Here is a 9,058-nt window from a genome sequence, read left to right on the forward strand (position 1 = left end):
CTCCTGCGCCGCGCCGGATGACTTCCCGCCTTCCACCAAGTCGCCGCAATATTTACCGGCCTCTGCGAGGGTGGGACTGAGGAGCGCCAGCAGCACAGCGGTGAACGCCGGACCTGACCTTCTAAGCATCGCTGCGCTTCCCTTGCTGAGACGTCCTACGGAGAATGATGCGAGATCGCGATGCCGCGCGGACCTTGCGGACACTTGATACGACGGATTTCCTTCAGGCTCTCGAGATCGAGCACTGAGACGTCGTCCGAGAACCAGTTGGCGACGTAGGCGCGCGTGCCGTCTGCGTTGATGGCGACGCCTTCCGGATAGCCGCCGACCTTGATCACGCTAGGTGGTGCGTCCTTGGCCTCGATCACCGAGACCGTGCTTGCCTGCTGATTGGTAACGACGAGGCGCAATCCGTCGCCCGTTACCGCCGCGCCGTAAGGCATGGCACCGCTGACACGGGTCTTGGTCACCTTGAAGCCCGCCGTATCGACAATGGAGACGGTGCCACCCTGGACGTTGCCGACATAGAGGCGCGTCGCATCGGGCGAGAGCGCCATGGCAAACGGCGCGCGGTCCACGGCGATGGTGGCGGCAACGGAAAGGTCTTCAGTGCGCACGACGCTCACGCTGTCGCTCTCGCGGTTGGCGATGAACAGCAGCTTTTCGTCCGGCGTGAGGATGAGGTGGGCCGGCGCGCGCCCGACGTCGACGGTCCGCGGCGGCGCTTGGCCCTTGGTGTCGATCACCGAGACATGCGCTCCGTTCCAGTCCCCGACGAAGAGGCGCCCGTCCTTCGCCACGGCGAGCCCGAACGGTGACCCGGCGACGGTGAGCGAGCTGACGACGCGCCGCTGGCCGAGGTCGACGATCGACACCTTACCGATATCGGGATGGCTGACATAGGCTTGCGCCCCGTCGGATGACAGCACCAGCGCGGCAGGGGCCTTGTCGAGAGGGATCGGAGCGGCCGTCTTCTCCGCTCCATCCTCGATCTCGCTCAGCGCCGCTCCGGCCTGGCTCAGGACGTAGACGCGCTCCTTTGCACCGGCCTCGTCGGCAAGCGAGACGCAGGCCGCAAGCGCGGCCAGCACAGCGATGCTCGTCCGCCGCAAGCTCATCGCGTTCGTTCCCTCAGCTCTTGCCTTCGACCTTCGCCTTGAGGCCGTTGAGGCCCCCCTGCATGAACTCGGTCATCGCCTTCACGGCCGCCTCGTCGTTGAGATTGTCGGGCGGGAAGTTGCTGGTGTCGCCGCGGTAGAAGCGGCCGACCCAGGTCACCTCGCTGCCCTCGCCCGCCGGCGTGACGGCAATGGTCGCCGAGTAGAAGCTGACTGGCAGCGCCTCCAGATTCTCCGTCGAGAGCCGGTAGCCGTAGCTCATGTCCTTGTCGCTGTACTCGTCGAGGCCTTCGACGAGATTGCCGGTCTTGAGCGTGATGGTGCGCGATGCGCTGCCGGGCTCGTTGCCGCCGCTCGCCTCGACCTTGGTGATGGCGGGATTCCAGCTCACGTCGCCGAATTCCTTGAGCGCCTCCCACACCTTCGCCGGCGGTGCCGCGATGGTGATCTTCTCCTCGGCCTTCTGGGGCGTTGGCCCGTGCGCAAAGGCCGGCATCGCGGCCGCAAGGCTGAGGGCCAGTGTTGCCATCGCGCGTACAATGAACGTCATCGTCATCCTCATTCGATCTGTCAGGGTCTGAGTGCTGCAGCGCCGAGGGGCGGCGCCGATGCGGTGGACCGCCTGGCGGGCATGCGCAAGCGGGCTGTGAAGAACGGAACGGCATAGAGGCCCACGAGCAGCGCCAGCGCCAGCGCCGCCGGAATCGGGCGGATATCGACCGCGACCTCGACCGGGCGCGTGCGGGCATGCTCGGAGATCGCGCCGAGCAGATCCGGCGCGTCGACCAGATCCACGTGGCCGAACCCGACGCTTGCCGCCAACGTGTCGAGATACGCGCTGCGCACCGATGTCAGGTGCTCGTCGCCGCTCGGCGGATCGGTGCCGAACGGCGCCCATTTCGGGTGATAGCCCGGACGCAAGTGCGCATCGGGCGGGGGAGCACCGGTACGGTTCTCCTGCGGCACCTCATCCGCCGTGTACGTCCCGACCTCGTGTCCCTCGTCGTCGAACTTCGGAAGCGGCACCTTGTCCCGGCCGCCGACGCCGAGCAGAATCCCCTTCACCTTTCCGGGCGTGCCCTCGAACTCCGGCAGCATCGTGCCGCCCCCCGGCAGCGGCGGCGCCTCGTGCCCGTCGGTGACGAAGACCAGGTCGGCCTTAAGATCCTCGGCGATGGTTATGGCGTGATAGAAGCCCTTGGCGACCATGCTGTCGCCCTCCCACGCCATGCGCCAGTCGAGCTCCTGGATGGCGGTCTCAAGCGGCGCGAAGTTCTCGCAGACTTCGATCGGATTGAAGAGCAGGAACGAGCGCCGCTCGGTGAAAATGCCGAGGCCGAGCCGGGACTGGCAGGGCAGGTCCGCGAGCAGGCGCTCGAGCGCCGCCTTGGCGGCGTCGATCCGGCTCACGGGCTGGCCGGAGAGCGCCATGTCGCGCGTATTCATGCTGCCGGTGATGTCGACCACGGCCAGCACATCGTAGACATCGCGCGTGAGCGTGACGCGCGGCAGCGCGAGCGCGAGACACGTCAGCGCCAGCGCCGCAAGCAGCGCCCAGAAGCGCGCATCCTGCAACCGCTCCCGCATCAGGGCAGCCCCCTCGGTACGCCGGGAAGATCAGTCCAGAGGCGTTTCGGCGCGTCGGGCGGCACCTCCTCCCCCTCCTGCTCGTAGCCCGGGAAGTCGCGCACGATGCGCATGGCGACGTCGTAGTTGTATTTGATGTCCCAGGCATCCGGATCGAGGCGCAGCGCGAGACGGTACTCGTCCTTGGCCAGCCGCGTGAGCGGAATGGCCTTGTCGTTGTCGGCGCGCTCGATAGCGGCGATGGCATCCCGGATGCGCGCATTGGCATGGTTGTAGAGCAGGCGCGCGCGCAGCTTCGCATCGACCACGCCGGACGACGCATCGAGCAGCGCCTGCGCCTCGTCGCGCCGGTCGGTGTGCAGAAGGAAGGCGGAGCGCGCGAGCAGCACCTCACCCGATGCGCCGCGCGGATCGACGGGAATGTCGTCGCCCGCCTTGAGGGCGGCAATGATGGCGTTGTCGCGGCGCACCTCGTAGATCCGCCACGTGAGCACGGCGAGCGCGGCCACCGAGGCGACCAGCAGCGCGGCCAACGCGGGAGTCCGCACTTTGCGCAGCGCCGCGACAACCGGCGTGAGCACGCGAGAAAGACCGCTCCGGGACGCCGACGACATCACGTCTCCTCCGTTGCGGGAACGAGGCGAACCTCGGCCAGCCTGGCTGCCAACAGCACGAGCAGCGCCGCGAGCGCGACGGCAAAGCACCGTGCCTTGAGGTCGTCGTGCGGGATGCGCTCATGGTAGGTGATGGGGCTGCGCTCGAGCTTGCTGATCTCGGCGATGGCCTCGGCAACGGCTTCCGGATTCTCCGCTTCGAACGCCCGGTAGCTGGTGCCGAGCGACTTGAAGAACTTGTCGAGGTGCCGCTCCGGCATGGCCTGCGGCGTGTCCTCCTCGCCAGGCCCCGGCACGGTCGAGATGCCGGGCGTGCCCTCCGTGCGCAGGAACAGCCAGTAGAGATTGATGGGACGGCGGGCGAAGGCCGCGCGCAGCGTCTCCTGCACCTTGCGGTCGATGACCGCGGCGCCGTCCGAGACCAGCAGGATCACGCGCGCCGCCGGCGACGTGTCCGCCTCCTGCATGTCGAGCGCCAGCGCGAGGCCGCGGCCCACGTTGGTGAAGGCCAGGCCCGAACGATCCATCGCGTCGATGGCAGCGACCACCGCCCCCTTGTGATCGGTCATCGGCAGCACGTGCATCGGCGAGGTGGAGAAGGCCGCAACGCCCAGGAGATCATGGTCGCGGCGCAGGATGAAGTCTTTGAGCAGGCGGCGCGCGGCGGCGGACTTGCTCTCCTCGCCGCCTTCCGGCGCGCGCCCGGCGAACGTGTTGTCCATGCTCGACGAGCGGTCGATAAGCAGCACCATATGGGCACCCTCGCCCGTCTTCTCGATCGTGCGCCCGAGCCGATGCAGCCCTCCGATGCCGAGGATCAGCGCGGCGATGGCGATCGCGCCGGCGATGCGCAACGCCCAGTCGAGCGCAACGGACAGGGGATCGATCTCGAGGTCATCGATGGACGGATAGCTCTGGGGCCGCTGCGCGGACACCACCAGCGGCAGCAGCGCCAGCGGCAGCAACAGCAGAACGCTCGGCGTGGTGAGGGCGAAATCGGTCATCGCGCAGCCCTCTCCTGACGCGCCAGCGTCGCCGCCAGCTCCTTGAGCTCGGAGGGCGGAAGGCGCGTCTCGCCCTCCCGCTGCGCATCGCCGAAGAACACCGCCCGCGAGGCGGAGAAGAAGCGCTCGACCAGCGACCGCGTGTCGCCGTGCTCGGGATGGGCGGTGAGGAAGCCGTCGAGGTCCGCGGCGAGCAGGCGATGGCCGGCGGCCGTGTCGAAGGCCCGGTGCAGCGCGAGCAGCGCAGCGCGATAGCCGTCGGCCCCACCCTTGGCGAGCGCGTGCCCGATCTCCCGCGCCGCGCGCGAGAAGGGACGCGCCGGCCGGCGATGGAACGGCCACCAGGCAAGGTCGCGGGCGAGCAGCACCAGGAAGAGCGCGGAGAGCCCGGCAGCGATCAGGGCCCCGGTGCGGAGCCCTCCGGAGCGGCGCGGCTGCGGTGCCACGTCGGGACGAAGGAAGGTCTCGGCCGTCTCGCCGCTCTTCTCGGGAAAGATCTCGCGCAGCGGCGACATGATGAACGTGAACGGCGGGATGCGCGCGGTCTCGCTGCCGTTCGGCCCGCGGATCGTAATCTCCGTCGAAGGAATCGTCTGCTTTCTCGGATCGATCGGCGCATAGAACGCCTGATAGGTGAGCTTCAGCGTGTGCAGGCGCCCGTCACCCTGCCGGGCGGAGCTCTGTGCGATCGCCCGCAGCTCGAGCCAGTAGTTAGAGGCGCCGGTGCGCGGCAGCGACGCCTGCACGATCTCGTCGTCCGGCCCGGTCTCGATCTCGACCGTACGCTCGAGCATATCGCCGAGGAAGTAGCCGAAGGGACGCGGCTCGATGGTGTGCACGGAGCGCACCTCTGCGGCCGCGCTCGGCGCCAGCGCGGCAAGTGCCAGGAGGAAGGCGAGGCTTGCCCGCATACCTCATGCTCCCGCGGCAAGATGGGCGCCAAGGCGGTCCCAGGCGATGGCATCGGTGATCTCGAACGGTTCGCGCCCGTAGCGCGCCGCGAGTCGGCGAAAAAAGGACCGGCGAGCCTCGTACCTCCTTTGCCACTCGGCCCTGAGTGCCGGCCGCATGGCTACGAGGCGCCGCCGGCCAGTTTCGAGATCGGCAAGCTCCACGAGCCCCCACGACGGAAGTGCCGCGCTTTCGCGCGAGTCGGCGATCCGGATGGGAACCACGTCATGGCCGGACAGGACCTCGAACAGCGCCTCGAGCTGGTCCTCAGGCAGCAGGAAGTCCGACACGACCAGCACCAGATTGCGCTTTCGGCCGACCCTGCGCGCCGCGTCGATCAGACCCGCGGCACCCCTGCGCGCAGGCACGAAAGCCCGCAGCGCCGCAACCATATCGGCCTCGCCGGCGCGCGAGCGCGTCGGCAGCACCGAAAGCCCCTCGCGCACGGTGTCGTCGGCCGCGTAAAGCGCGAACGTGTCGCCGGCGCGGCGCACCGCGGTCGCGAACACCTGCGCCAGCTCGGCCGCCAGCGCCATCTTGCGCGCGGCGCCGTGAAAGCCCATCGAGCCCGACACGTCGAGCAGCATCGCGACACCGATCTGGCTCTTCTCCTCGAAGCGCCGCACATACAGCGTCTCGAAGGGATCGCGCAGGCTCTGGCGCAGATCGATGCGGCGGGGATCATTGTATTCGATCAGCGTCGCGAGATCGCGAAACATACCGCCGGCGCCCGATTGCACGCTGCGATGTGCGCCCTGACGCAGCGCGCGGCTCTTCCAGACGATCCGATAGGGAAGATCGACCGGAAGCGGCGCGGCGGTCTTGGCGCGCGCCGTCATGGCACCGGGACCGTCTCGAACAGCGCGTCGATGAGCTGCCGCGCGATCGTCTCGCGGCGCATCTCGTAGGCTGGCTCGAAGAAGATACGGTGCGCCATGGTCTCGAAGAACACCGCCCGCACGTCCTCGGGGACGGCCATGGTGCGGCCGTCGAGCCAGGCCGCAACGCGGGCGGCGCGCACGAGGTAGCTCAGCCCGCGCGGGCTTGCGCCAGCAGCGACAAGCCGCGCGGTGTCGACGCCGTCGATCTCGATACCGGCCTCGGCAGGGTTGCGCACCGCCTGCCAGAGGCTGAGCACATAGCGCTCGAGCGCGTCGCTCGTCTTGATCTCGCTCTGGATGGCGCGCGCGACGTCGTTCAGCTTGTCATATTCGAGAATGCCCTCCTCAAGCGAGCCGATCAGCCGATCGCCGTCGTGAAAGCGCGTGTCAAAGGCAAGCGCGCGGCGTGTCTCGGGATCCGCCGGCGTGTTGATCGCGATCTCCATCAGGAAGCGGTCTCGGGCTGCAGCGGGCAGCTCGAACGTCTCCTCGCGCTCGACGCGGTTGCGGTCGGCGAACACGACGAGATGCGGGAAGCGGAACTCGCGGTTGAAGGCCGAGACGCTGCGCTCCGCCATGAGCCGCAGCAGCAGCGAATGCACCTGCGGCCGCGCGCGGTTAATCTCGTTGAAGAAGAAGATAGCGAGGTTCTCGCCGGCCCTGAGCACCGGGCCTTCCTCGACGCGCGGGCGGCCGTCGTCGGCGAGATAGGTATGATAGATGAGGTCGCCGGGCATCAGGTCGATGGTGCCCTCGATGCGCTCGTAGGCGCCACCCACGCAGCGGGCGGCCGCGCGCAGGAGCGTCGTCTTGCCGACGCCGACATCGCCCTCGAGCAGCACGTGCCCGCGGGAGAAAAGCGCAATCGTCAACAGGCGGATGACCCGCTCCTGTCCGATCACCGCCTTCCCGACTTCTGTCTCGAATCTTTGAGCCCGTGTGCGCCAAGCGGGCAAGTCGCTCCGTCCGGCAGGATCACCGGCGTCGATCTTATCGTGCGGCATTAGGACCTCGCGGCACGCGGAGCCGAACCGCGGCCTGGTTCAAAAAGGAGGTGCGGCCGAAACCGCACCCCAAGAACCCTCGGAGAGGAAGCAGCGCTCTTGCAAGCGTGGCACTGCAGCCGAGGAAATCCGAACGCGCGAAGCCCTAGAGCTTCGAGACGTCGTAGACCCACTTGCCGGTCTTCTTGAAGTGCTCGGCGCGCTTCGCGTTGCGCGCGGACTGGTCGTCCAGAGCCTTCTGCTGCTTGGCGAGCTCCTTGGGGTCATGCTTCGGGTCGTACTTCGAGCCGGCGACCTTGTCCGGGTAGCCGGGCTTCGGCTCCCAGCAAACACCGGCAGCCTTGCACTGGGTGCCGTCGTAGGCGCCAGCCACGCCGGCGCCGACGGCGAGGATCACCGCACTCGCGGCGAGCGTCACGATAGACTTCTTCATGGGTCAGTTCCTCCAATCCACGTCTTCCGTTGCGAGCGGTTTAACCCGCCCTGACATCCGCAATCTTCCGGCGAGCACCGTGTCGGCGCCGTTTGCCGGCTAGTTTGCTGCGGCTGCCTTGCACTCGCCGGCATCAGCGACTTGATCGCCTTCAGCAGGCTTGTGTTCCTCAGGCTTGAACGGCTTGAAGCTCTTCTTCTGCTCTTCCGTCAGCCAGTCCGCATCGGCTGCTTCACCCGTGTACATGTGACGGATCCAGGCGATAAGCTTCAGCAGATCATCAATCGAGTGATCGTTATGCGGTCCCATCATGCCCTGGGCGCCGCCATAGATGGTCTCGAAAAGACCCTTGTCGGTCTTGTTCTTGGGATAGGTCCAGTACGAGTCCGCCAAGCCGGGGCCGAGCTTGCCCTCGCCATAGTGGCCATGGCAGCCCGAGCAGGCCGTGAGGTAGATCTCCTCGCCCTTCGGCAGGCAACCCTCCACCTCGGTGTACAGGTTCACGCCGGACTCGAGGAAGTGCTTTGCAGCTTCCGTGTCCCGTCCTTCCGGGAGAGCGGTCTCCGGCACCTTCAGATCCTCGCCCGTGATCGTATGGCGGAAGGCTTCTGCCGATAAGCTCGCACTTGCCAACACGCAGCCCATGATCAGTGCCGCAGCCCTAACTAACTTTGTATTCTTCATCCTGTGGTCGAACCCGTGGTTTCTCGCGTTTCTTGTCCGTCAGACGCTCATGATCTCGGCAGGCCGGCCACGAGCGGAATTCCCTCGTCCTTGAGGATCTCCTCGATCTTCGGCTTCGCCTTGTCGAGCGCGAGCTCCAGCGCCGCGTGGAGCTCGGTGTCGTCCTTGCGCACGCCGATCGACTGGTCGAAATGGTGCGGAACCTTCTCGCCGTCGCTGCGCACGTTGTTGTCGGGGATGATGGTGAGCGTCACCTTGCCGGAGGCCTTGGCGTAGCGCGCCACCTCGGGAGCGAAGTTGACAGCCACGTCAGCCGTTCCGTCGGCGACCTCGTTCACCATGCGCTGCGGAGGAATGCGCGTGAACTTGTTGCGCTTGTCCTGGAAGTTCGTCAGCGAGTGCATGTAGTTGAAGTGCTCACGGAAAAGACCGAGCTTCTCGAGCATGATCTGCGCCGGCGAGCCAGGCGTGAATCCGATCTTCGTCGCCTTGGCGAGATCAGGGCTGTTCCAGTCCTTGATATCGAGCTTGGTGTCCGTACGCTGGATAAAGACGTAGGGCGCGCGGTAATAGGGCTTGGTCGTCAACACACGCTCGTCGCCGGTGTCGATGCCCATCACGACATCGCACATCTTCATGTCGAGCTGGTCGCGGACGATGTAGATGCCCGGGCGCGAGAACCAGACGAAGTGCGGCTTGCGGCCCATGGCCTCGGCAAGCGCGGTGGCGATCTTGTTCTCGAAGCCGGAGCCGTCGCGGCTGGAATAGGGGAGCTCGTCGGC

General features: G+C 67.1%; 11 protein-coding genes. All 11 read right to left on the minus strand.

Annotated elements, in window-relative coordinates:
- Window positions 1-155 precede the first annotated feature (155 nt).
- Complete coding sequence (locus tag IT540_RS03375) at window positions 156-1,118, minus strand: beta-propeller fold lactonase family protein (RefSeq protein ID WP_291173282.1); 963 nt, start codon at window positions 1,116-1,118, stop codon at window positions 156-158.
- Between the two features lie 13 nt (window positions 1,119-1,131).
- The gene (locus IT540_RS03380) at window positions 1,132-1,668 is read right to left on the minus strand and encodes an SRPBCC family protein (protein WP_291173285.1); all 537 of its coding nucleotides are present in this window, start codon (window positions 1,666-1,668) and stop codon (window positions 1,132-1,134) included.
- 20 nt (window positions 1,669-1,688) lie between these two features.
- A complete protein-coding gene (locus IT540_RS03385; protein WP_291173286.1) occupies window positions 1,689-2,705 on the minus strand; it encodes a vWA domain-containing protein in 1,017 nt (338 codons plus the stop codon).
- Window positions 2,705-3,319, minus strand: coding sequence for a hypothetical protein (locus IT540_RS03390; RefSeq protein ID WP_291173288.1), 615 nt, complete (start codon window positions 3,317-3,319; stop codon window positions 2,705-2,707). The genes IT540_RS03385 and IT540_RS03390 overlap by 1 nt, the downstream gene beginning before the upstream one ends.
- Window positions 3,319-4,323, minus strand: coding sequence for a vWA domain-containing protein (locus tag IT540_RS03395; RefSeq protein WP_291173290.1), 1,005 nt, complete (start codon window positions 4,321-4,323; stop codon window positions 3,319-3,321). The genes IT540_RS03390 and IT540_RS03395 overlap by 1 nt, the downstream gene beginning before the upstream one ends.
- On the minus strand, window positions 4,320-5,234 hold the full coding sequence (locus IT540_RS03400; RefSeq protein WP_291173292.1) for a nonribosomal peptide synthetase MxaA: 915 nt from the start codon (window positions 5,232-5,234) through the stop codon (window positions 4,320-4,322). Before IT540_RS03400 ends, IT540_RS03395 begins: the two co-directional genes overlap by 4 nt.
- Window positions 5,235-5,237: 3 nt before the next feature.
- Window positions 5,238-6,113: a DUF58 domain-containing protein gene (locus tag IT540_RS03405; RefSeq protein WP_291173294.1), complete on the minus strand. Its 876-nt coding sequence runs from the start codon at window positions 6,111-6,113 to the stop codon at window positions 5,238-5,240.
- A complete protein-coding gene (locus IT540_RS03410) occupies window positions 6,110-7,159 on the minus strand; it encodes a MoxR family ATPase (protein ID WP_291173296.1) in 1,050 nt (349 codons plus the stop codon). The genes IT540_RS03405 and IT540_RS03410 overlap by 4 nt, the downstream gene beginning before the upstream one ends.
- A 145-nt stretch (window positions 7,160-7,304) precedes the next feature.
- Window positions 7,305-7,592 (minus strand): methanol dehydrogenase [cytochrome c] subunit, encoded by a 288-nt coding sequence (locus IT540_RS03415; RefSeq protein WP_291173298.1) that lies wholly within the window; start codon window positions 7,590-7,592, stop codon window positions 7,305-7,307.
- 99 nt (window positions 7,593-7,691) lie between these two features.
- Window positions 7,692-8,237, minus strand: coding sequence for a cytochrome c(L), periplasmic (gene moxG, locus IT540_RS03420; protein ID WP_291173300.1), 546 nt, complete (start codon window positions 8,235-8,237; stop codon window positions 7,692-7,694).
- 86 nt (window positions 8,238-8,323) lie between these two features.
- A partial coding sequence (gene moxJ / locus IT540_RS03425; RefSeq protein ID WP_291173299.1) for a methanol oxidation system protein MoxJ occupies window positions 8,324-9,058 on the minus strand: 735 nt, incomplete at its 5' end.

Source organism: Hyphomicrobium sp., assembly GCF_020852195.1.
Taxonomy (GTDB): Bacteria; Pseudomonadota; Alphaproteobacteria; order Rhizobiales; family Hyphomicrobiaceae; genus Hyphomicrobium_C.

Excerpts from the sequence above, each read along its gene's own strand:
- IT540_RS03400 (WP_291173292.1), bottom strand. The coding sequence starts at position 5,234 with ATGCGGGCAAGCCTCGCCTTCCTCCTGGCACTTGCCGCGCTGGCGCCG.
- IT540_RS03415 (WP_291173298.1), bottom strand. The coding sequence starts at position 7,592 with ATGAAGAAGTCTATCGTGACGCTCGCCGCGAGTGCGGTGATCCTCGCC.
- IT540_RS03405 (WP_291173294.1), bottom strand. The coding sequence starts at position 6,113 with ATGACGGCGCGCGCCAAGACCGCCGCGCCGCTTCCGGTCGATCTTCCC.
- IT540_RS03385 (WP_291173286.1), bottom strand. The coding sequence starts at position 2,705 with ATGCGGGAGCGGTTGCAGGATGCGCGCTTCTGGGCGCTGCTTGCGGCG.
- moxG (WP_291173300.1), bottom strand. The coding sequence starts at position 8,237 with ATGGGCTGCGTGTTGGCAAGTGCGAGCTTATCGGCAGAAGCCTTCCGC.
- IT540_RS03395 (WP_291173290.1), bottom strand. The coding sequence starts at position 4,323 with ATGACCGATTTCGCCCTCACCACGCCGAGCGTTCTGCTGTTGCTGCCG.
- IT540_RS03380 (WP_291173285.1), bottom strand. The coding sequence starts at position 1,668 with ATGACGTTCATTGTACGCGCGATGGCAACACTGGCCCTCAGCCTTGCG.
- IT540_RS03410 (WP_291173296.1), bottom strand. The coding sequence starts at position 7,159 with ATGCCGCACGATAAGATCGACGCCGGTGATCCTGCCGGACGGAGCGAC.
- IT540_RS03375 (WP_291173282.1), bottom strand. The coding sequence starts at position 1,118 with ATGAGCTTGCGGCGGACGAGCATCGCTGTGCTGGCCGCGCTTGCGGCC.
- IT540_RS03390 (WP_291173288.1), bottom strand. The coding sequence starts at position 3,319 with ATGTCGTCGGCGTCCCGGAGCGGTCTTTCTCGCGTGCTCACGCCGGTT.